The organism is Mucilaginibacter sp. 22184 (assembly GCF_052045695.1).
Taxonomy (GTDB): domain Bacteria; phylum Bacteroidota; class Bacteroidia; order Sphingobacteriales; family Sphingobacteriaceae; genus Mucilaginibacter.
In genome coordinates this window covers 552,487-577,784 of record NZ_JBQEPI010000002.1, presented here as the reverse complement: position 1 = coordinate 577,784, position 25,298 = coordinate 552,487, and the positions used below count along the sequence as shown (strand labels likewise).

General features: G+C 44.8%; 13 protein-coding genes. 7 read left to right on the top strand and 6 right to left on the bottom strand.

What is annotated here, in order from left to right; translation table 11 throughout:
- Positions 1-242: 242 nt before the first annotated feature.
- Entirely contained in the window at positions 243-2,075 is a 1,833-nt protein-coding gene (locus ACTJKG_RS07375) for a beta-galactosidase (protein WP_440738803.1), read from the top strand.
- A gap of 14 nt (positions 2,076-2,089) precedes the next feature.
- Complete coding sequence (locus ACTJKG_RS07370) at positions 2,090-2,935, top strand: glycoside hydrolase family 16 protein (RefSeq protein ID WP_440738802.1); 846 nt, start codon at positions 2,090-2,092, stop codon at positions 2,933-2,935.
- A gap of 94 nt (positions 2,936-3,029) precedes the next feature.
- Here the strand turns inward: ACTJKG_RS07370 and ACTJKG_RS07365 are convergent, their stop codons facing one another.
- The 6 genes from ACTJKG_RS07365 to ACTJKG_RS07340 form a co-directional block, all read right to left on the bottom strand.
- Entirely contained in the window at positions 3,030-4,736 is a 1,707-nt protein-coding gene (locus ACTJKG_RS07365; RefSeq protein ID WP_172332987.1) for a sodium:solute symporter family transporter, read from the bottom strand.
- A gap of 94 nt (positions 4,737-4,830) precedes the next feature.
- The gene (gene araA / locus ACTJKG_RS07360; protein ID WP_440738801.1) at positions 4,831-6,321 is read right to left on the bottom strand and encodes an L-arabinose isomerase; all 1,491 of its coding nucleotides are present in this window, start codon (positions 6,319-6,321) and stop codon (positions 4,831-4,833) included.
- 54 nt (positions 6,322-6,375) lie between these two features.
- Positions 6,376-7,746 (bottom strand): glycoside hydrolase family 27 protein, encoded by a 1,371-nt coding sequence (locus ACTJKG_RS07355; RefSeq protein WP_440738800.1) that lies wholly within the window; start codon positions 7,744-7,746, stop codon positions 6,376-6,378.
- A gap of 8 nt (positions 7,747-7,754) precedes the next feature.
- Positions 7,755-8,453, bottom strand: coding sequence for an L-ribulose-5-phosphate 4-epimerase (locus ACTJKG_RS07350; RefSeq protein ID WP_172332990.1), 699 nt, complete (start codon positions 8,451-8,453; stop codon positions 7,755-7,757).
- Between the two features lie 4 nt (positions 8,454-8,457).
- A complete protein-coding gene (locus tag ACTJKG_RS07345) occupies positions 8,458-10,164 on the bottom strand; it encodes a ribulokinase (protein ID WP_440738799.1) in 1,707 nt (568 codons plus the stop codon).
- A 308-nt stretch (positions 10,165-10,472) separates the two neighbouring features.
- Positions 10,473-11,405, bottom strand: a complete 933-nt coding sequence (locus ACTJKG_RS07340) for a ketopantoate reductase family protein (protein ID WP_216650429.1) — start codon at positions 11,403-11,405, stop codon at positions 10,473-10,475.
- Positions 11,406-11,816: 411 nt separating this feature from the next.
- On the opposite strand from ACTJKG_RS07340, the gene ACTJKG_RS07335 reads away from it, so the two are divergent.
- The 5 genes from ACTJKG_RS07335 (at position 11,817) to ACTJKG_RS07315 (ending at position 25,234) form a co-directional block, all read left to right on the top strand.
- Positions 11,817-15,125: a SusC/RagA family TonB-linked outer membrane protein gene (locus ACTJKG_RS07335; protein WP_440738798.1), complete on the top strand. Its 3,309-nt coding sequence runs from the start codon at positions 11,817-11,819 to the stop codon at positions 15,123-15,125.
- Between the two features lie 18 nt (positions 15,126-15,143).
- Entirely contained in the window at positions 15,144-16,910 is a 1,767-nt protein-coding gene (locus tag ACTJKG_RS07330; protein WP_440738797.1) for a RagB/SusD family nutrient uptake outer membrane protein, read from the top strand.
- A gap of 109 nt (positions 16,911-17,019) precedes the next feature.
- The gene (locus ACTJKG_RS07325) at positions 17,020-19,161 is read left to right on the top strand and encodes a glycoside hydrolase family 2 protein (protein WP_440738796.1); all 2,142 of its coding nucleotides are present in this window, start codon (positions 17,020-17,022) and stop codon (positions 19,159-19,161) included.
- A gap of 434 nt (positions 19,162-19,595) precedes the next feature.
- Positions 19,596-21,059 (top strand): hypothetical protein, encoded by a 1,464-nt coding sequence (locus tag ACTJKG_RS07320; RefSeq protein WP_440738795.1) that lies wholly within the window; start codon positions 19,596-19,598, stop codon positions 21,057-21,059.
- 89 nt (positions 21,060-21,148) lie between these two features.
- Positions 21,149-25,234 (top strand): hybrid sensor histidine kinase/response regulator transcription factor, encoded by a 4,086-nt coding sequence (locus tag ACTJKG_RS07315; RefSeq protein WP_440738794.1) that lies wholly within the window; start codon positions 21,149-21,151, stop codon positions 25,232-25,234.
- Positions 25,235-25,298: the final 64 nt, after the last annotated feature.

The window sequence follows — 25,298 nt, the reverse complement described above, 5'->3', positions numbered from 1 at the left end:
ATTCCCTACACCATTGTTGAAAAATAATTAAGGGAGTTTAAAAGATGATATCGGTATAGAATTAATTATTTTTCCTGAATTCTGAAAGAAAGATAGATTTTCATTAACACTATTGCTCCAAATGTTTAATTTTTTATAAGAAAATATCCCCTGTAATTGACGATTTTACCCCCTTTATTTTATCAGAAAAAGCCTGTATTTAGCGTGTACAACCTAATAAAATAATACCACCAATTAATTTTATGCTTTTAAGAAACAAATTACGAGCTCTGTGTTCGGGTATTTTAATTTTAGCGGCCTTATATACCCAGGCACAAATCAAACATTCTTTTACGTTATCAGATACCGCTTTTCTGCTTGATGGTAAACCTTTTCAGATGATCAGCGGTGAGATGCATTATCCCCGGGTACCACGTGAGGCCTGGCGGGCCCGGATGAAAATGGCCAAAGCCATGGGCTTAAATACCATAGGTACTTATGTTTTCTGGAATCTGCACGAACCTCAGAAAGGCAGGTTCGATTTTAGCGGAAATAATGATGTGGCCGAGTATGTAAAAATTGCTCAGCAGGAGGGTCTTTGGGTGATCCTTCGGCCAAGCCCATATGTTTGCGCCGAATGGGAGTTTGGTGGTTATCCGTATTGGCTGCAAAACGAAAAGGGACTGGTGGTTCGCAGCAAGGAAGAGCAATACCTGAAAGAGTATGAAAAATATATTAAAGAGGTGGGTAAACAGTTGGCTCCTTTACAGATCAATCATGGTGGTAACATCCTTATGGTGCAAATAGAGAATGAATATGGATCATACGGCAACGATAAAGAATACCTGCAGATTAATCAGAAACTGTTTAAAGCAGCGGGTTTTGATGGTTTGCTGTACACCTGCGATCCCGCGCCCGATCTGGTAAACGGGCATTTGCCGGGATTGTTGCCGGCGATAAATGGGGTAGATAATCCTGCTAAAGTAAAAAAGATCGTCAATGAAAATCATGGGGGCAAAGGCCCTTATTATATAGCCGAATGGTATCCGGCCTGGTTTGATTGGTGGGGTACAAAACACCATACGGTACCAGCGGAGCAGTACAGCGGTCGGCTCGATTCGGTTTTGGCGGCCGGTATTTCTATTAACATGTATATGTTTCACGGTGGCACTACCCGCGCATTTATGAACGGGGCCAATTTTAAAGATGAAACGCCTTACGAACCACAGATAAGCAGTTATGATTATGACGCCCCGTTGGATGAAGCCGGTAACGCTACACCAAAGTTTATGGCGTTCAGGAGTGTCATCGAAAAGCATTTGCCAGCGGGGGCGCATTTACCGCAGGTCCCGGTTGCTAAACCAGCCATGCAGATCCCAGCCATAAAGCTTACGCACGCTGGGGGCCTGTTGCAGAATTTACCAATACCTAAGATCAATCTGAAACCACTAACTTTTGAAGATCTGAACCAGGATTATGGCTTTGTGTTATACCGTACCACATTAAAAGGCGGTATAAAAGGTTTGTTGAAACTGAAGGAGTTAAGAGATTATGCTATTATTATGGTTAACGGAAAAACTGCAGGAACGCTTGATCGCCGTTTAAAACAGGATAGCTTGCTGGCTACTTTACCTGCGGGTAATGTTACGCTGGATATACTGGTCGAAAACCTGGGCCGGGTTAATTTTGGCAAATACCTTTTGCAAAACAAAAAAGGTATTACCCAAGAGGTATTGTTTAATCAGAAAGAGCTTACAGGCTGGAAAATGTATGGCTTACCTTTCAATAATTTGAATGGAATAAAATATAAACCCGTAACCTATAGGGGATCAGCGCCGGTTATTAAAAAGAGTTCATTTACGCTGAATAAACTAGCCGATACCTATCTGGATATGCGCAAATGGGGTAAAGGAATAGTGTGGGTAAATGGCCATAACTTAGGCAAATACTGGAGCATTGGCCCACAGCAAACCCTATATCTGCCGGCTGAGTGGCTTAAAAAAGGCCAAAACGAAGTTGTTGTATTAGAAATGCTTAAGCCAGAACAAAATTTGTTACAAACAGCCGAAAAGCCTATTTTAGATCAGCTGCAATAATTTGAATAATACCAATGAAAAATCCCCTGATTGTTTTGATAGCGTTTCTTGCAGGCGGTAGTCTTGCAGGCAAATGTCAGATTAAACAAGCGGATACCGTTGGTAACTATAAACTGGTATGGGCTGATGAATTTAATAAGGAAGGCGCGCCGGATACCACCAACTGGAAATTTGAGCAGGGCTTTGTGCGCAATCATGAGCTGCAATGGTATCAGCCCCAAAATGCGGTTTGCCATCATGGCTTATTGGTGATAGAAGCTAAAAAAGAGCATTTGCCTGCTCCCGGCTATGTAGCTGGAAGCGATAACTGGAAGACCAATCGGGGGTTTATAGAATACACCTCCTCAAGCATGAATACACGCGCGCAGCACAGCTGGCAATATGGGCGTTTTGTAATGCGAGCGAGGATTAATGTTGATGCCGGGATATGGCCCGCCTTTTGGACATTGGGTATAGATAAGCCCTGGCCTTCCAATGGTGAGATCGATATTATGGAATATTACCGTGGTAAACTCCTGGCTAATATAGGCTTTGGAACGGCTGAGCCTTTTAAAGCCAAATGGTATAGAAATACAAAACCGCTCACAAGCTTTGACAAAAACTGGAGCCGGAAATTTCATATCTGGCGTATGGACTGGGACGAAAACGCGATCAGTTTATTTGTAGATGATCAGTTAATGAACCAGGTTGAACTCAAGGATCTGATAAATCGCGACGGCAGTAATTTTAACCCTTTTATGCAGCCGCATTATATTTTGCTTAACCTGGCATTGGGTGGTGATAATGGTGGCGATCCATCCCAAACAAAGTTTCCCCGCCGCTTTGAGGTGGATTACGTAAGAGTTTATCAAAAGAAATAGGATTAAACGATTTTAGATTCCGAATATAAAAACCCCGATACAAATATTGTACCAGGGCTCTTAATGATGAGATATTAGTTGATCGGTTTTGTATTTACCAGAACCTCACATAAAGTGTGGTTAGCAGCAATAAGGTAACTATGATGAGCGCCAATGTGGAAGACTCAATCTTAAACATGGTTTTATCTAACACAAAGGCTTTGGGATTAATCTTAGGTCCGGCGAAGCTTACCATAACTATGGCAATAACGGTAAACAGGAATGACAGGCCCATACAAATGAGGAAGGGGATTTCATAACCCCCATGACCGTTCGGGAAGGCGGTGTAAAGCCAGGTTTCGTGCCCAAACAATTTCGGCGCATAGTTATTAAACAACACCGACATCAGAAAGCCGGTGATGATACCTACGATAGCCGCCGGACCGGTGGTTCGTTTCCAGAAAAATCCCAATATGAATATGGCAAATATCCCCGGGCTGATAAAGCCGGTATATTTTTGAATGAAAGTGAACCCGCCTTCGCCGCCAATGCCTAACAGGTCCTTCCATGTTAACAGAACGGATAGTAACATCGCCAGAGCAATAATGATCTTGCCCATCCTAACCATACTTTTTTCGTCAGCATCTTTTTTGATGTATTTTTTGTAGATATCCATCGTAAAAATGGTGGATATACTGTTGGCCTTACCTGCCAACGAGGCTACAATGGCCGCGGTTAAAGCCGCTATGGAAAGCCCCTTTAAACCACTAGGCAAAAAGCCCAATACTGCCGAGTAAGCATTATCGGCATTTAAATGTCCGCCTGAATTCATCTCATGGTGTAAGCCACCATTCTTGTATAAAACATAGGCTGCTATACCCGGCAGGATCACAATGATAGGCATAGCCAGTTTCATTAAACCTGCAAACAGGATGCCCGTGCGGGCGGTTTTCAGATCAGAACCTAAAGCCCTTTGAGTGATATACTGATTGCAACCCCAGTAATTTAAATTCACTATCCACTGTCCTGCAAAATACATGGCAATACCTGGTAGTAGCAGGTATTTATCGATATCGGCCTGAGATGCATTCGGCCCCGGTTTGGCCAGTATCATTTTAAAATGCTCGGGCGAGTCCTTGAGCATGGCGGTAAAACCTGCTAAGGCATCTTTCCCCAAGCCAAAACGTTCACTTACCAGTGTTAAGGCGATGTAAGTTGTAGCCAGTCCACCGATCACCAGTACCAAAACCTGTATCACATCGGTAAAACCGATAACCTTCATACCGCCCAAGGCAATAACCAGCGCGAAAATAGAAAGTCCGATGATGATCCAGTGAAAAGTAGCAGGATCGCCGCCTGCTAAACTGTTAATGGCTAATGCGCCCAGGAACAGGATGGAAGTAAGGTTGACAAAAACATATAAAAACAGCCAGAAAATAGCCATGATTAAACTCACCGATTGATTATACCGGGTTTCCAGGAACTGAGGCATCGTGAATATCTTGTTTTTGAGATATACCGGGATAAACCACACCGCTACAATAATAAGCGCGATGGCAGCTATCCACTCATACGCGGCTACAGCAATACCCACGGTAAAGCCCTGACCGCTGGCGCCAATGAATTGCTCTGCCGAAATGTTAGAGGCTATCAACGATGCCCCGATAGCCCACCAGGTAAGGGAACCTTCTGCCAAAAAGAAATCGTGACTGCCGGAAATACTGGTTTTTTTCTTACGGCTGTATACCCAGTAACCATATCCGGCAACTACAAAAAAGTAGATGATGAATACGATATAATCAATAGTGGAGAATTTACTCATAATTTGGTTTGAATTTTAATTGGGGGTTGATATAAAGATCCGGCGGCTTATTACCCATCAATAGCCGCCAGATCAGTTTTTAATAGGGGATAATTTATTTATAGGCTACCTCGTTCCACCTGATCTCATTGCGAAACTGGTCTATACGGGTATCTTTTCCGATGCGTAAAAATTCGATACCTGCCATATCAGCAAAATCCTGCAGATGCTCAGCCGTTAAATTCTGGCTGTAGGCGGTATGGTGAGCTCCGCCGGCATAGATCCAGGCAGCGCAGCCTGTTTTCATATCCGGATAGGGCTTCCATAACACCCGGGCAACAGGTAACTTAGGTAAATCGTGCTCTGGCTCTACAGCTTCTACTTCATTAATAAGTAAACGGAAACGGTTTCCCATATCAACCAGGGCAGCGTTAAGCGCAGAGCCACCGGCTACATTAAATACCAGCCTTGCCGGATCGGCTTTACCGCCTATACCCAGTGGATGAACCTCCAATGCTACTTTACCATTGGCTAAAGAGGCATCAACCTCCAACATATGTGAGCCCAGTACCAGCGCGTTGTTTGGATCGAAATGATAGGTATAGTCCTCCATAAAAGCGTTGCCGCCTTTTAGTCCGGCTCCCATTATTTTAAAAGCACGTACCAGGGCAGCGGTTTTCCAGTCGCCTTCGCCTGCAAAGCCATAGCCATCGGCCATCAGGCGCTGGGCGGCAATGCCCGGTAATTGTATCATACCATGCAGGTCTTCAAAGGTGTCTGAAAAGCCTTTAAAGCTGCCGTCGGTCAGAAACTTGCGCAAGCCTAATTCTATCCTTGCCGCCTCATAAACTGATGCATATTTCTGGCCTCCTTTTTTGAGCGAAGCATCCATTGTGTATGTAGCTTCGTACTCATCTGTCAGCGTTTTGATATCAGCTTCCGTTATCGAGTTAATCACCGCTACCAGGTCGCCAATACCATACGTATTTACCGAGAAACCAAATTTTAGTTCGGCTTCTACCTTGTCACCGTCGGTAACTGCAACAAAACGCATGTTATCACCAAAGCGAACAAATTTTGCTCCCTGCCAGTCGTGCCAGCCAGCGGCCGCGCGTGTCCAGGTTTCTATCTGCTCTAAAACTTCTGGGTCCTGCCAATGCCCAACTACTACCTTGCGATTCATGCGCATCCGCGATACTATAAAACCAAATTCCCGGTCGCCATGGGCGCTTTGGTTCAGGTTCATGAAATCCATGTCGATAGAACTCCATGGGATATCGCGGTTGTATTGAGTATGCAGGTGTAATAGCGGTTTTTTCAAGATACTTAACCCCCGTATCCACATCTTAGCAGGAGAGAAAGTGTGCATCCAGGTGATAACGCCTATGCAATTTTCGGCTACATTTGCCTGCCGCAGCGTGGTATATATTTCGTCGGTACTTTTTACTATGGGTTTATAAACCACGCGTACGGGGATTTTACCCGAGCTGTCGAGCCCGGCGGTGATTTGTTGCGAATGTTCGGCAACCAGCCTTAGTGTTTCTTCTCCGTACAGATCCTGGCTCCCGGTAATGAACCAAACTTCAAATGTTTTCAGGTCGATCATTTTTTAATTATTGAATTATTGATTTAGTGAATTAGTGATTCACGACTTTTTTAATTATTTGATATCAGGTGATAATCTGAATAAGGCTGCCCCGTGTGCATTGATACTTTGCTGGTAGTTTGCTTTGTACTGCCCGAGATCTTGCTTCTTCCATAGGTTGCGCACCTTTATTTTGCCCTTTAGCCCCAACGAAGCAAAATCTACAGATATTGATTTTAGATCATCCCCGACGTTGAATAAGGCTACATACAGGTCTTTGCTACCTTGTACATGCGAGTACCAAACCATTGCGCCATCTTTTTTATACAATTGCCTCGGGTTTTCTCCTGTCTGGTTGGCGGCAAGTACTTCATCGTTGGTAAATAGCTTCAGTTCCAGTTCGCGGTTTTCAGGAAGGTTGCCGCCCAGCATCAGGGGCGAACGGTATATGCTCCAGAAAGTCATATGCGTATATAGCTCATCTTCGGTAAAACGGCTATATCGCTCAACACCAACCGGGCCGCGTTTGGATAGTTTACCTATCTGTATCATATCACAATCGGGCCAGTGGCCACGGCCGCCTACGCCTTCCCAACTTTTGGCATAATCAAACATGTGCAGCACTTCTTTCCAGTTATCCCAAAAGTCGTCGGCCATGCGCCACATATTGGCATATTGGGTGGCATGGGCAGCCTGGTTAAGCGGTGTTTCGCCAGGTGACAGGCTTAAAACGATGGGTCTGCCACATTGGTCGATCGCTTTTTTGTAGCCTTCTACTTCGGCCGCGCTGTATGGCCGCGAGAGGTCGTCAACCTTAATAAAATCTACACCCCATGAAGCATATAACTCTAATAGCGAATTCAGGTATTCCTGCGCCCCTGGCTTTTTCATGTCGAGGCCGTACATATGGTTCATCCAGGGGCATTTGGAATTGGTATCTGCTATCATATTCGCCGTGACACCATTAATGCCTTTTACCGGAGATTTTGCCCATACCGCCTGCCGTGGGATACCGCGCATGACATGGATGCCAAATTTTAAACCCCTGGCGTGCACATAATCGGCAAGTGGTTTAAAGCCGTTGCCCCCCAACGCCGATGGGAATTTGTTGGGCTGTGGTGTTAAGCGCCCCCATTTGTCCATAGTTAACCAGGGGATGTATGAACCATCTTCCAGCCGTTTTTGAAAAGGATTGCCAATGTTACTGCCCGGAGGGTTATCATACGACCATAAAAAATCGACTACGATATATTGCCAGCCATATGGTTTTAAGTATTGGGCCATATAATCGGTATTGGCCTTAACCTCATCTTCGTGAACGGCCGAGCCAAAACAGTTATAACTATTCCAGCCCATGGGTGGTGTGGTGGCTATTTTTATTTGGGCAGATGTTTGGATGCATAGTAGAACGCCTGCAGCAAATAGGATTAAACAAGGTAATTTCATGGATTGTATCATTGACCGTAATAAGAATCGGGCCCGTGTTTGCGTTCGTAGTGTTTTTTGATGAGCGAATCTTTTAAACGGGGAGCATAATTGTCTATTTGTTCTGTTAAATGGGCCATGTGCGCGACAGCCTCCAGAACAGCGCTATTGTAAACCGCCTTATCAGCTGTTTTACCCCAGGTAAAGGGTGCATGATTACCCACCAATATCATCTCAACCTCCTTGTAATCCAGATTGTTCTCCTTGAAATAATCGACAATTTGTAGACCTGTTTGGTATTCATAATCGCCGGTTATCATTTGGTCATTCATTGGTGGTGCGCAGGGGACGTCGGTAGTCAGGTGATCCGCATGGGTTGTGCCGAAAATAGGGATACAGCGTTGCGCTTGCGCCCAGGCAGTGGCGTAGGTGGAATGCGTGTGCACAATGCCGTTGATGCCCGCCCAATATTTATACAAAACGGCGTGTGTTTTGGTATCCGATGATGGACGCAGATCGCCCTCTATTGTATGGCCATCAAAATCAACAATCACCATTTTCTCGGGCGTTAGCTCATCGTACGGTACGCCACTGGGTTTGATGGCGAAGACGCCCGAATCTCTATCGGCCGCGCTTACGTTACCAAATGTGAACAGTACCAGCCCAAGTTTTGGTAGTTGCATATTAGCCTCGTAAGCCGTTTGTTTAATATGTTGATACTTACTCATGTAGTTAACTGTTTTGAAGTTCGGCTGCTATGGTTTTACCTGTTTGCCCGGCTACAAACTCCCCGAGATGCTGATACTGCTCATAGCGTTTGTTATAAATTGCGGTGAGGCCGGCGTTGGGGTTGTATTCCTCATTAAAACCGCCTCCCATTGCCGTCATGGCTTCTTCAACCGTGGGGTATATGCCAGCCACTACCGCTGCAAACATAGCCGCACCGAGGGCACAGGTGTGTTTAAATTGATGGATACGGATAGGCATGCCCAGTACATCGGCCATCATCTGCATCACAAAGGGTGATTTTTTGGCCACCCCGCCGATACCTATAATTCCTTTAACCGGGATACCCTCGGCAACAAACCTGTCTACAATACTCTTGGCGCCAAAACAGGTAGCTTCTACCAGGCTGCGAAAAATACGGGGAGCGTTGCTTCCCAAACTCAAACCGGTTATGGCCCCTTTCAGTTCCTGGTTGGCATCGGGTGTACGGCGCCCGTTAAGCCAGTCCACAGCCAATTCATTAGGCTCATCAACCGGGATCAAAGCGGCCTGTGCGCTCAGTTCAGGTATGATCAGATCGCTTAACTCCGCTTTTAGTGCCCTGGCTGTATCCTCATCAATTGTTGTTGATTTGGATAACAGGTGGTTAATTGGCCATGAAATGATGCTTTTAAACCAGGCATAAGTGTCGCCAAAGGCAGATTGCCCCGCTTCTAAGCCCACCATGCCCGGAATAACCGAACCATTTACCTGTCCGCATATACCGCGCACCAATTTGCCTTGCATGTTGGCGGTTGGGGCAACCAGGATATCGCACGTGGATGTACCCATTACCTTGCTTAAATAATAAGGCTCAATTTGTCCGCCTACCGCCCCCATATGCGCGTCAAAAGCACCGGTACCTACTACAACTTCGGTTGACAAGCCGAGGCGCTGTGCCCATTCAGGGCTTAGCGTACCTGCTGGCTGATCGGCAGTATACGTATCTTTATATAGTTTTTGCGTAAAGCCTTTTAAGAGCGGATCAAGTGCAGAGAAGAATTCATCCGGTGGCAAACCATCAAATTCTTCGGCCCATAAGGCTTTATGCCCGGCAGAGCAGCGCCCGCGTTTGATGGCTTTAGCATCGGTACCGCCGGTGAGCAGGAAGGGGATCCAGTCGCAATGCTCCACCCATGAGGCCGTCGCGTTCCTCACGGTTTCGTCAACCCTTAAAACATGCAGCAGTTTGGCCCAAAACCACTCAGATGAGTAGATGCCGCCCACATACTGCAGGTAATTGATATCAAACAAGGCTGCGTGGGCATTGATCTCGGCCGCTTCTTTAACGGCCGTATGATCTTTCCAAAGCACAAACATGGCGTTGGGGTTATTTTCAAAACCCGATGTTAAAGCCAGCGGTGTGCCCGAATCATCAACCGCTACCGGAGTGGAGCCTGTTGTATCAACTGAGATGCCTTTTATGGAATTAACAATGCTGGAACCTCCAGCCTGTACTATACAATCTTTTATGGTAGCTTCCAGGCCATCAATATAATCCTGCGGATGCTGCCTGAATTGGTTGATGCCCGGTTCGCAGAACAGGCCATCGCGCCAGCGCGGATACTCGTATACCGATGAGGCTATTTCCTGTCCATTGGCGGTATTTACAAGAACGGAGCGTACAGAATCTGATCCATAATCAACCCCGATCACTAATTGAGTTTTATTCATATATAATTAGTGTTTTTATAACACTTATTTTAATTGATATGATAATAACGCCTGGCAGATGTATTCTGATGATCATTTAATGATACAACATTGAAAACAAAACGGCAGAACGGTTAATAAAATAGCTATAACTGGTTGTGATATATTAATTGTTAATATAACACTAAAACAAATGTATAAAAAGTTTCACACAAACAAAATTTAAAATAAGGTTATCAAAATGTAGAGACGCATCACATGCGTCTCCAATTGTAAAGGGTGAGCTTATATGTTAGATTTTGTCAAAAGGAGATACATGTGATGTATCTCTACGTTACACCATTGCTTGTTTCCAAAGCACGGATAATGGTATATAAAGTTTCGTTAACAGGGGTGGGCACCTGATATTTCCGGCCAAGTTCTATAACCATACCGGCAAAAAGATCCACCTCGCTTTTACGGCCGGCTTCAATATCCTGTAGCATGGAGGTTTTTCCCTCAGGGCCCAGCCCGTCAACTATCCGGGTAAATTCATCTATATCATCCCGACCCAAAAAAATACCCATTTGCTGAGATAAGGTAATCACCTCTTCGGCTGCCATCAGCATCAATCTGCGGGCCTGTTGATTTTGCTGGAATTGCCCGTATGGAGCCTTCAACACAGCAGATGCCTGGTTAATGCCGCTATTCATCATAAACTTAAACCATAGCGCCTTGTACATATCTGCAGGTACGTGGTGAGGTATGGCTGCCTGCTCAAACAGATCCTTTATGGCCAGTACCCTTGCCGAAAGTATGGTATTGTCTTTTTCGCCGAAAACTATCCGGCCGGGGTTAGTATAAGTGACCTGGCTGCCATCCCGAACAGCATCCATGCCAACACCGTAAGCAAAAAGCAGGTGCTTCATCCCGATCTTTTCGCCTATCTGTTCTTCGCTGGATATGCCGTTGAGCAATGAAATAACAATAGTATCATCGTGTATAAAACCACTCAGATCATCTATAGCCGTCGCTAACTGAGGCGCTTTTACTGCAACGATAATGAGATCGGCAGGAGGGCAGGAACTGTCGCCCGGTTGAACATAATTGAATTGATAGGGCTTCCGGTTAACCTTGATAGCGGAATTCTGATAACTTTTGATGCGTTTGGCCGAGGCGATGATCCTGACCAGACTGGGGTTAATATCCTGCAGTTTGGCCGCGTACATACTACCCATTGCTCCGAGCCCAAGAATATAAACACTATTGATATGATTTTTCACGATAAATAAGCAAAGAATGATGACGGGCCGAAGTTAGAGAACCCCGCAGATGTTTGCGAATTTATAAACGGAATAATCTATTATTTACTGTTTGGTGATCCTGACTTACTAAAAATTAATCCGACAATCCTCCATGAATAAGTGTCTTATAAGTCTTATCGATAGGGTGATTTAGAAATTTACCCCCATTTCCTTAGGATTTTACCCCTTCCTCCGCGGTCAATAACATCAAATTTGTTGAAACCTCTAAAACAAATTATGAAAGAAAAGACATTTCAATAGCCCTCCCGGGTTCGCGGCTTCATGCCATTTTTATTCCCGCCGGTCAGTAATCGGGAACTGAGCATAGGTGCAGACGTACCTTTTTTAAATGATCATACACCAACAAAACTTAAAACTTATTGAATTAAGATGGATAAAATTTACTTATTAAGTTGCCAGGGTGCGCGCATGGTAAAGTGTTTTAAAAACCTCCTCGCCACCCTCATGATACTTACTTTGTTTATAGGCAGTACCTACGCTCAAACGCGTAAGATCACCGGTACTGTAAAAGACAGCAAAGGGGAGACGCTGCCTGGCGTAAGCGTTAAATTAAAAGGCACCGCGAATGGTACGGTTACCGACGCGAAAGGCACTTATACGATCAGCGCGCCTGATAATGCTACGCTGGTGTTTTCCTATATCGGTTTTATAACCCAGGAAAAACCAGCAGGTAACGCGTCGGTACTGGATGTTATCCTGGCAGAACAAAGCACCAGCCTGAACGATGTGGTGGTTGTAGGTTACGGAACCCAGAAAAAAGTTAACCTCATCGGTTCGGTAGCTACCATTGGCGCAAAAGATCTGGAAAACCGGCCGGTAACCAACGTGTCATCTGCTTTAACGGGTTTGAGTGCCGGGGTATCGGTCATGCAAAGTTCGGGCAAGCCCGGTGCCGATGGCGCTACTATCCGTATCAGGGGCCTGGGTACCTTGAATAACAATAATGCTTTGGTAATCATAGATGGTATACAAGGTACGCTGGATGCCGTGAACCCCGATGATGTGGAAAGCATTTCTATATTAAAAGATGCTGCCGCGGCTTCTATATATGGCTCCTTAGCGGCAAACGGTGTTATTTTGGTAACTACCAAAAAAGGGAGCAAAAATAAAACCACTGTAACCTATACGGGTATCACCTCCAAAACCAATCCAAGCAACCTGCCTTCATTTGTGACGGATTATGTGCGGCACATGCAGCTGGTGAACGAGGGTTACCAAAACCTGGGTCAAACACCGGTTTATACCGCTGCTACTATAGCCCAATGGCAAAAAGCCGATGCCGATCCGAACGGGTTAAACTCTATAGGCGTACCCAATTATATCGCCTATCCAAACACCAACTGGGCCAAAGCTATTTTTCAGAATAATATCCTGCAGGATCATAACCTGTCTATCAGCGGAGGGAATGAAACCACGCAGTTCCTGCTGTCGGCAGGGTATACCGGTAACCCGGGCACTATGCAAAATACCGGATCAGACAAATACCAGTTCCGGGTGAATTTGCAGACTAAGCCAACCAAGTTTTTAACCGTAGGTACACAAACATTTGCCTCCTTGCAAACTTTTGGACTGGCCAGTACCAGCACTGCTTTTAACTTTTTAAGGCAAACCACGCCGGGTGTTTATCCTTATTACAATGGTAAATATGGTTTCCCTTCGGCTCCCGAAGAATCATCCACAGCTAATAACATCCTGAGCTATTTAACCTCTACCGGCGGTAGCGACCAGGAATCCAGGATCAATACCACGCTTTTTGCCAACATCGATCTGTACAAGGGTTTAACCCTCGAAACCAAATTCAATTACCAGACCCGTTTCGAGGAGAATAATTCGTACTCCATTCCTTTTGAAAAATGGGATTTCTCGACCAATACGCTAAAGCAGGCCGCTACCGCGCCATCGCAATTGAGCACTTATTATGATTTTAATAAAAATTACCTCATTACGCTCGATGCTGTTTTACGTTACAATACCACCATTGCCAAAGATCATACTATGGGCGCTCTGGTAGGTTATGATCAGTATCAATACAAATACTACTATTTCGACGCCACCAAATTAGGCCTCATCGACCCTGCAATTACTACCTTAAGTTCGGCAACTACACCAACTGCCGCTACCGGCGATGCCTATGATTATACCTTGCGGTCGTTCTTTGGGCGGTTGAACTATGATTATAAATCACGCTACCTGTTGGAGGCCGTGTTCAGGTATGATGGATCTTCCAAGTTCGCGCCGGCTAACCGCTGGGGCTTTTTCCCGGCCTTTGCCGCGGGGTGGCGAATCTCTGAAGAGCCCTTTATGCAAAACGTAAATGAATATGTGGGCAACTTAAAACTGAGGGCTTCCTGGGGACAAACGGGTAATAACGTGCTGAACTCAAACGCGTCATTGGGTAATTATGATTACCTGGCTACTTACAGTCCAACGGCTTACTCCTACAACGGGGCAGCGGTAACTGGTCTGGCTCAAACCAAATTTGCCAACCAAAACCTCAAGTGGGAAACCACAACTACCAGCAATATTGGTTTGGATGGAACCTTGTTTAAAGGCAAAATGAATTTTGAGATCGATGCCTATCGTAAATATACCAGTGGCATCTTATTTACGCCAACCATACCGCTAACCGTAGGTACTGCTACGGCAGCTACACAAAACATTGCCGAGGTATCCAACAAAGGTATCGAGGTAACGTTGGGCTACCGTGGCCAGGCCGGTGGTTTAAGCTATAGCGTGTCCGGTAATTTTGCCTACAACTTTAACCGGGTCGAAAAATACAAAGGCATTCTGCAGGAAGGTTACACCACCGATGCCAGCGGAAACCGCGTGTATTCATCCAACATCGGGCAAATTTCCAGTGGTGGTACCACCAGGGTTATCCAGGGACATGTGATTAATGAATATTATCTAACCCCGGTATACAAGGGCAACGGAGGCTATTATAATGCCGATGGTTCGGTAAATAAGAACGGCGGCCCTAAAGATGGTATGATCCGTACACCACAGGATATGGCCTGGCTGCAGAGCATGATGACTGCCGGGTACCAGTTTCAACCGGCCAATGGTATCGGTAAAACCAAGATCTATTACGGCGACCTCATTTATGGTGATACCAATGGCGACGGCATCTACGGCAACAGCTATGACGCCCAGCTCAGCAATAAATCATCCACACCAAAATATAATGCCGGTTTACAGTTTAATGTATCCTACAAAGGGTTCGACTGTTTTATGATATGGGCCGGAAGCTTTGGGATGTATTACTACTGGAACGACATCGGGTATAATAACTCCATTGTTTCCTTGGGCAACGCGGTGAGCACTTTGGTGGCCGATAATCACTATTATTACAACGATGCTAACCCATCAGATCCGGCCAATAATATCCACGGTTATTATCCGCGCCTTAAAAACACATCAGATGTACAGAACGCCGCGGTAGCCAGCAATTTCTACCTGTATAACGCATCCTACGTGAAACTGAAAAACGTGCAACTGGGCTATACCCTGCCAAAAAGTTTAACCCAGAAATGGTCGTTAAGTAAAGTGCGGATCTACATGGCTGCCGAAAATCTGTTCACCATCACCAAATACCCGGGACTTGATCCGGAGATAGGTCCGAGTGTGGGTTACCCAACCATGCGTCAGTACTCTGTTGGTTTAAATGCTGCCTTTTAAGCTTAAATGAAAAATACGATGAAGAAGATATTTATATTGATATTAACTGTAGCCATAGTAACCGGCTGCAAGAAAAATCTGCTCGATACCACACCATATTCGTCTGTTGCCTCATCCAATATGTGGACAACCGATAATTTAACCGACCTGGGTGTTACAGGTGTATACCAGGCTCTGCGCTTAGGCGAAAATTCCGGCGGCGACTCCGGTCTGGAATTGTACATGCTGGATAGGTTTGGCTTTACCGGCCAAACCCGCAGCCAGGAATCCATGCTGTCTGGTACCATAACTACCGGCAATGGAATTTACAGCAGCATATGGCAAAATTTATACGAGGGTGTGCAGCGCTCCAACGATGCCATCAAAAACATCCCGTTAAAATCGCCATCAGATGCGGCCAAAAAGGCCCGTTATGTGGCCGAGTGTAAGTTTTTGCGGGCTTATTTTTACCTGCGCTTAAACCAGCTGTGGAAAGGTGTACCTATTTACCTGGAGCCATTTTCTGCCGATCAGGCTACCAAAGCAAGATCGTCCGAAGCAGATGTATGGAATCAGGTGGTGGCCGATCTGACAGATGCCATCAACGAAACCAATTTACCCAATATTTATGCCGCTGGTGCTGCCAATTATGGTCACGTTACCAAAGGCGCGGCTTATGCGCTGCGTGGTAAAGCCTATATGTACCTGCAGAAATGGGATCTGGCGGCTGCTGATTTTGCCATGGTAAAGTCGGCCGGATACGCTCTTTTTGCTAACTATACTACCTTGTTTAAAGCTGCTAACGAGCAATGCAGCGAAATGATATTTTCTATCCAGAACGTAGCTGTTGCCGGCGGTGGTACCACCGGCTATGGTTCAACCACACAATGGTTTTGCGGTACGCGCTCGTCTTTTGGTTCCTGCTGGAACGATTACCTGGTATCGCCCAATCTGGTTGATCTTTATCAAAATGCCGATGGTTCACCTTTTAACTGGGATAACGTTTTACCGGGTTACTCCGGCATGACCCCCGCCCAGCGGGAGGTGTTTTTCTTGCGGAATAATCTTACAGATAAAGAAATTGCCGCCGCTACAACCCGTGGCGCGCAAATGAGCCTGTATTTACCAACAGGCAACGAGGCCCGCATATTACAGGCCTACACCAATCGCGACCCACGCCTGGCTGCCAATGTGATCACCCCGTATGCTACTTATAATGGTGTATTTGGCTCCGTAAACGCTACGGTGACATCACGCTGGCCATACCGCGGAGAAGCCGCCCTGGGTGGTGATTTGCGTACCGATACCCAAAGCTATTTTTATTACCTGTACCGGAAATTTGTGTACGAAGGCAATGCCGAGATCATTAATAGGTCATACGGTCCTACCGATTTCCCGCTGATCAGGTATGCCGATGTACTGCTGATGTGGGCCGAAGCTTTGAACGAGCAGGGATCTACTGCTGATGCCATTGCCAAAGTTAACGAGGTGCGGGCCAGGGCAGGAGTGGCGCTATTAAACTCCAACACTGCCACCACCGTTGCCGGGCAGGCCGATCTGCGTGAGCGTATACGCAATGAGCGCCGTGTAGAATTTCCGAATGAAGGCATCAATTATTTTGATGAGTTGCGATGGAAATCATGGAAAGATAAAGTGTTTTACTCAGGCAATGGCGTAAAACAAGTTTGGGGCGCCAACGTGTATACCTATTCTTTCCAGGGCGATTACATCTATACCTGGCCCATTCCGTTGGTAGAAACACAAAGAAACCCCAACTTAAAGCAAAATGCTGGTTGGATAAACTAAAAAGAGAATCAAGAGATAAGAGTCAGGAATCAAGAAAAATAAAAGCTGATATTAAAACAGTGAATGATCTTGACTCTTGCTTCCTGACTCTATCTTCTCTACATCTTATATGAATAAATTACTACCGGGATATTTTTATCTCTTTTTGCTGCTGTTTGTTGGTGTGGGTGTTGAAGCCTCACCTAAATCCTCTCCAAAGGAGAGGACTTTACATAATCATGCTTTTCACTCCCTCTCCTTTGGAGAGGGCCGGGGTGAGGCTTCCCGCCAAACTATCAACTTTAACACCGGCTGGAAATTTCACCTGGCCTACGATGTACGTAAACAACCGGAAACCATCAACGTAACCCTGCCCCACACCTGGAACGCCAAAGACGTACTATCAGGCAACGGTAATTACCAAAGAGAAAGCGGCATCTATGAAAAAGCTTTTTCTGTAAATTCTGCCTGGAAAAATAAACGCCTGTTCTTGCATTTCGATGGCGTAAACTCGGTGGCAACCGTGCTGGTAAACAAGCATTTTGTGACCGAACATAAGGGCGGCTATACCGCTTTTTGTGTAGAGATCACGGATCTGGTGAAGCCCGGTGAAGCAAACCAGGTGGAAGTGCAGGTGAGCAATGCCGCCCGCGCGGATGTACTGCCTTTAAGCGGCGACTTTAACGTGTATGGTGGCATTCACCGGCCGGTTTCCTTATTGGTTACGGCAAAGGATTGTATCTCACCATTGGATCATGCGTCGCCCGGCGTTTATTTAACGCCCCGTTCGGTATCTGCGCAATCGGCTACGGTGAATGTATTAACTAAACTTTCGGTGGCGGAAACAGCCGGGTTACAGCTCAGGTCGGAGCTTGTTGATGCCGGACAGCACGTTGTTGCTTCGGTTACCAACGTAGTAAGCAATAACCGGAATGCGGTGCAAACCATCAGCCTGAAACAACCGCATTTGTGGAACGGTAAAGCCGATCCGTACTTATATAGCGTGCAGGTGAGTTTGCTCAAAAACGGACAGGTGATCGATCAGGTGGTGCAGCCTTTGGGTTTAAGATATTATCATGTAGATGCCAATAAAGGGTTTACCCTGAATGGCAAATACCTCGATTTGCATGGGGTAGGTTTCCACGAGGATGTGGAAGGCAAAGGATCGGCATTGGATACCTCCGATTACGACAAGGATATGCAACTGATCAGGGAGATAGGAGCCAATGCCCTCCGCTTAACCCATTATCCGCATGGCAAATATTTTTATGATCTGTGTGATAGGAACGGCTTAGTAGTATGGTCAGAGATTCCATTGGTTGGTCCCGGCGGCTATACCGGTGCCGGGTATTTAAAGAACCCCGAATTGGAGCAACAGGCCAGGCAGGTGCTTACCGAGATGATCCGCCAAAATTATAACCACCCATCGGTTTGTTTCTGGGGATTATTCAATGAGCTGAAACTGGATCATGATGATCCTGTGCCATTTATCAAAGAGCTGAATGCTTTGGCAAAAAAGGAAGACCCGAACCGCCCAACCACCTGCGCTACTTTTTTAGATAGCGACCGCTTTAACCAGGTATCCGACCTGATTGCCTGGAACAAGTATTACGGCTGGTATGCCGGTGAATTTAAGCAGATAGGTGCCTGGGCCGATAAAACGCACCATAACTATCCGCAAAAGCCATTTGCCGTAAGCGAATACGGGGCAGGGGGCAGCCCGTTTAAGCATACCGAAAATAATGTTAAGCCTGATGCCGACAGCAGGTTTCACCCCGAAGAATGGCAAACCAGCTACCACGAAATGAACTGGCTGGAACTGAGTAAAAGAACATTTATCTGGGGCAAATTTGTATGGGCCCTGGCCGATTTTGGCTCCTCCATCCGCACCGAAGGGGATACCTCGGGCATCAATGATAAAGGCCTGGTTACCTACGACCGGAAAGTGAAAAAAGATGCCTTCTACTTTTACAAAGCCAACTGGAACCCCGAACCCATGCTCTACATCACCGACCGCAGGAATACAATGCGCACCCAACAGGCTATTACTGTAAAAATATACAGCACCTTAGCGCATGTAAAACTAAAAGTAAACGGAAAGGACATAACCAATGGCGAGCCCGACGAGTTTCACATCATCCGCTGGGAAAATGTGCCGCTGCAAAAAGGGAAAAACAAAATTGAGGTAAGCGTTGGCACGGGCGAAAAAACGTTACAGGACTCATGTGAGTGGATACTGGAAGATGGAAACGGCATAACAAAAAGCAATTAATGGATAAGGATTCAAACCCCATGTCATTGCGAGGAGGAACCACGAAGCAATCTCGTAGCTATTCCCTTAAGCACATTTTAACGGCCCAATCGCTTTTTAATGCCCCAAAATTTCGGTATATTTGTATATATAACGGCCCGGTTACCTTCTTGAAAAAAGGTAACCGGGCCGTTTTGGTTAAGGAAAACAGGGCAAAAAATCGATCGATTTATATTTAGTTATTTGAATATCAATAAATTAATACTTTTTAAACCTTGCAAAACCCCTCAAAAATTTGTTAAAAAGTGTTAAAATGGCGTTAAAATTTAGTTAAACAAGCCAAAAGTGATGCGTTTTTACCCTGTTTTTGACTAAAAAAGTGTTAAAATATAAGGTTTAAAAAGTTTTTGAACCACAAGTAAGCACACCGGCGGCTGTCATCATCAACAAAACATATGAAAAAAATATTACTATTATTAATTGCAAGTTGTGCCGCATTATACACGTATGCCGGCACCTACTATATCAACAACAAAACAGGTAACGATGCCTCCGACGGATTGAGCCCTGCCAAAGCCTGGCGGTCATTGGCTACGGTAAATCAACATACGTTTATGCCTGGCGATAGTATGCTATTTGCCCGTAACGGTGTTTGGGAAGGGCAGTTGGCCCCCTTGGGTTCGGGGGATGCAAAGGCTCCCATCGTGTTTAGTGCCTATGGCTCTGGCGCCCTGCCCGAAATAAAAGCAGGCGGCCATTTCCGGGATGCCATACTGCTACGCAACCTGCAATATATTGTGGTAGAGTATCTGGCGGCCTCTAACCTGGATAGCAGTGTAGAGTTCCAGAAAACGGGTCCTACCGGTGTTCGCGTGATGGCTGAAAATATTGGCACCCTGCACCATATCCGGCTGGCTAATTTGTATATCCATGATATCAATGGCGATAACAAAAAGGGTACCGCCGAGGGCTGCGGCATCTTTTGGGATTGCCGGGGCCCCAAGCCAAGCAATATTGAACATCTGATCATCGAAAATTGCAAGGTGGAGCGGGTTGATCGTAACGGCATCCGTGGTAATGGTACTTTCTCCTTCCGCACCAACTGGTTCCCGAACAAGTACCTGCTGATCCGCAATTGTCAGCTCGAAGATATCGGCGGTGATGGTATTGTAGTAAAAGCCTTTGATACGGCCATGGTGGAGCATAATAAACTATTCCATATCCGCAGCCGGGCAAAGGATAATGCCGTTGCCGTGTGGCCGCATAGCAGTGATCATACCACCATTCAGTACAATGAGGTTGGCTATACCCAAAACGATAACTGGGCTAACGACGGCCAATCCTTTGATATCGATGGTAACTCCCGCAATACTATTATCCAATACAACTACAGCCATGATAACGAAGGTGGTTTTATGCTGGTGATATCAGACCTCATTAATAAAGACAATGTGAAAACCAACGGAAATATCATCCAATACAACCTCAGCGTAAATGATGGCATCAACCGTAAACGGCTTTTCAATTTCGCGGGAGTAACCGACAGTACGCTGGTTAAAGGCAATATATTTTATAACAACGCGCCAAAATCATTCACCATGGAAGCAGTTGATATTGAGGGCGGGATACCTGAGCATGTTGTTTTTGAGGATAATTATTTTGTGTACACAGGAAAGACTCCAGTGGTATTTAGCAAATCGCCCAAACAATATGGTCATGTAAATTTTATCAATAACGCTTTCAGCGGAAATATTGTCGGACTGGATAATTTACCCAACCGGAAAGATGCTGTAGCCGCCAATGGGCAAAAGCAGTATCCTAAAAAGCCACAGTTCCCCTGGAATTTTATGCCGGTAAAGCTAAAGAGTACAACGCAACAATTTCCGAAGGATTTATACCGGTCAGTTACAGCGCAATAAATACAGGTCATTATTTTAAAACGGATCTGCGGAATAAAAGCTATTAACCTAACCGGAATTTTGTTAGTTTTATTTGACCGGTCGATCAAATGAAATTAGCTATTACCATATTCCTGTTCTCCATAGTTTGCTATTCGGCTGCCTATAGTCAGCGTATCGCGTTTGAGAACTTGACGGTTGATAATGGCTTATCGCAAAATTCGGTACTGGCCATAGTTCAGGATGGCCGGGGATTTATGTGGTATGGTACCCAGCACGGGCTTAATAAGTACAATACACGGAGCTTTAAGATCTACAAAAATGATCCGGCAGATAAGTCGAGTCTTTCCTCAGATTATATTACCTGCCTGCTGCTTGATGCGAATAAAACGCTTTGGATTGGCACCCGCAACGGGCTAAACAGGTACAATCCCGAAAAGGATAATTTCGAGCGGGTTCAGCTAAACCCTCTATCAAAGGGTAGCCAGATTATCAGCTCGGTTTACCAGGATCGGCAACAAAACATCTGGATATGGTCATCAAATGGCTTGCATATGCTGCCTGGCAAAACAACTGGTAAGTTCAGTCAGGTTGCTGTTCCTGATTCGGTTGCGGGTTTGTATGGCACCAACGTGCATACTATATACCAGGATCATGAGGGCGTTTATTGGATAGGCTCGTCGGCCGGACTTACTAAAATGCAAAAGCAAGGTAATCGGTATCGATACCGAATGTACAAGCATGTAGAAGGAAATTTCAATAGTTTAAGCGATAATTCCGTGACCACTATTACCGAAGACCTGAAGGATAACTTATGGGTAGGTACCCTACACGGAGGTATCAACCTGTATAATAAAAACACCAATACCTATACCCGGTTTTTAAGCAATAGTGGCACAAGCGGACCGGTTAATAACAATATACGGATATTGCAAACGGCAAGCTCCGGTAAAATATGGATCGGTACACAGGGAGGCTTGAGCATTCTTGATCCTGCAACAAAACAATTTGCATCCTATAAGCATGATCCGGAGGATAAAAGCAGTCTGAGTCAGAATTCCATCTACAGTGTGTTTATAGATAATACCAGCACGGTATGGATAGGTACTTATTGGGGCGGCATCAACATGGTATCGGGTCACAATACCACGTTTTTAACTTTTCAAACAGCGCGGTACCACTCCAATATCAATAACAACGTGGTGAGCGCAGTATGGGAAGATAAGAGGCATAACTTATGGATAGGTACGGAAGGAGGAGGGTTAAATTATTTCGATCGTAAAGCCGATGTGGTAACCACTTACCAAAACAAAGTAGGCGATCCCTCATCCCTGGGATCTGATCTGGTTAAGATGATATATATCGACCGGAGCGGTAATGTTTGGACTGGAACCCATGGCGGAGGCTTAAATCTGTTCAATCCCGCTACCCGCAACTTTAAACGATATCTATACAAAGAAAATGACCCGGTGACATTAGGTTCAGAAGTGCTGACTGTTTTGGAAGACTCCCAGGGTAATTTCTGGGTAGGTACCCAAAATGGCCTGCTTGTTTTTAAGCGCAATAATACTGTTTTACAGGCAACTGATAAGCCGGTTATTAATAAAATTGGTAAACAATCGGTAAAGGCTTTACTTGAAGATAAGGATAAGCACATCTGGATAGCTACAGCCAATGGTTTGTATCTGTTAGATCATGGACATGGCATTTTAAAGCTGTTTACTACTAATGATGGTTTAAGATCCAACGACATCAATTGTATTTATCAGGATACCAATGGGCATATATGGGTAGGGTCGTACTACGGTGGCTTGGCCCGATATAATAGTAATGGGAAGAGATTTATAACCTATTCAGAAAAAGAAGGCCTGGCAAACAATAACGTACAAAGTATTTTAGAAGATGCCAGCCATAACCTTTGGATGGGTACGGGTAATGGCTTATCCAAATTTAATATTGCCTCCCAAACCTTTAAAAATTATAATAAAAGCGATGGCTTAGGCGGCAATACTTTTAATATCAATTCCTGCTATAAAACTTTTGATGGTGAAATGCTTTTTGGTGGATATAACGGATTGAGCAGTTTTTTTCCATCCAAAATTGAAGACAATAATATCGCTCCGCCGGTTATCATAACTGGTCTAAAATTATTTAATCAGCCATTAGGAATTGGTCAATCTGATGGATTATTAAAGAAGGATATCAGTTTAACCCCTAAAATAACCTTTACACATGCGCAAAATGTGTTCACAGTTGATTTCGCGGTGTTAAACTATATCAAGTCCGAAAAAAATAAGTATGCTTATAAACTGGAAGGCTTTGATAACGATTGGGTTCATACCGATATACCATCAGCTCCATATACCAATCTTTCTGCCGGTAGTTATACATTTTTGGCCAAGGGGGCTAATAACGATGGTGTATGGGGAAAGGCCGCGGTTTTGCATATACAGGTGCTGCCGCCATTTTGGGAAACCATATGGGCCTATTGTTTATATGTGCTGTTTATAGGTGGTCTGGTATTTTTAATAGCCCGCTTTTTTATTCTCCGGTCATTGTTACGCAAGGATAAAGAACTCACGCAGTTAAAGCTGAATTTCTTTACCAACATATCGCATGAGATCCGTACGCATCTTTCTTTGATATTGGGACCCTTGGAAAAATTAGTATTGTTTGGTAAGGGAGATACCGAAAATACCAAACAATTGCAGATCGTCAAGAAGAATTCGGATAGTTTGCTTCAACTGGTAAACGAACTAATGGATTTCCGCAAAGCCGAAAGCGGTAATCTTAAACTTCATGTAGCTGAATACAATATCGTAAACATCCTGAGGGAGATACTGATCTCATTTGATGATCACTCCATATCACGTAACATCACTACTGATCTGATACCTTCTTCAGATGATATCAGGGTTTATTTTGACAAAGAACAGTTAGAAAAGGTGTTTTACAATTTAATCTATAATGCCTTTAAGTTTACCAATTATGGGGGACACATTGGGGTTTTTATAGAAGAAAAGAAGGATGAAGTTACTATTACTGTGGCCGATAATGGCAAAGGCATAGCTCCCGAAAACCTCAATAACTTATTTGAAAACTATTTTCAGGAAAATGACCAGGGAAAGCAAAATACGGGTTATGGCATTGGTTTAGCCTTAGCGAAAAGTATTGTAGAGTTACACGGGGGAGGTATTACAGTGGATAGCAGATTATCGCCTGAAGGCAACAAGACGGCTTTTTCGGTTAGCTTAGGTAAAGGAGCCGGCCACTTTAACCCGGCAGACCTGAGCACGCAACAACTGGAGGATCAATCAGAAACTGTAAAATTTGCCATAAATACTGATGTTATTATAACCGATGTTCCGGTTGATAGGCAATCAACAGGAAACAAAAAATATCTTGTTTTATTGGTGGAGGATAACCCGGATGTGCGTTTATTTATAAGTGGCTTTTTGCAGGATCACTATGAAGTGGTTACGGGTGATAACGGGCTTAAAGGTTGGGAATTGGCAAAAGAACATATCCCGGATATGATCATTAGCGACGTGATGATGCCCGTAATGGATGGTTTTACGTTATGTAATAAACTAAAATCAGACGACAGAACAAATCATATCCCGGTTATTTTGTTAACGGCCCGGGCTTCTGATTCAAGTCATGTGGAAGGATTAAAGATGGGGGCGGATATTTACCTGTCCAAACCATTCAGTATTGAGATATTGCTATTGCAGGTAAATAATCTTTTGGCTGCCAGTGAAAGGATCCGCCAAAGCTTTAACCGCCAGTTTAAACCCGTCCCAGAAATCGAACAAAGTGATACTATCCTGCACCCGAACAATGATCAAAAGGTAAAGAAACTGGTTGATTCAATTGATAATGAGTTTCTGAGCAAAGTGATCAGGATAATCGAGGCCGACATCGATAATCTGGAATTTGGTGTGCCCGAATTAGCAAAAGCGGTAGCGATGAGTCAGCCGATATTGTATAAAAAGTTAAACGCGCTTACAGGTATGTCTGTCAATGAGTTTATCAAATCCGTTAAAATGAACAACGCTACCATTCTTTTGCAAAGTAAACGATATACTATCAATGAGATAGCCTACATGGTTGGGTTTAGCGACCGTAAGTATTTTAGTAAAGAATTTAAAAAACAGTACGGAAAAACGCCGAGCGAGTTTATGGAAATGCTTTGATTTGCTTAGTGAAATAAAATAAAAATGCCCTGGGTTTATTCCAGGGCACACTTACTGAGTTGGT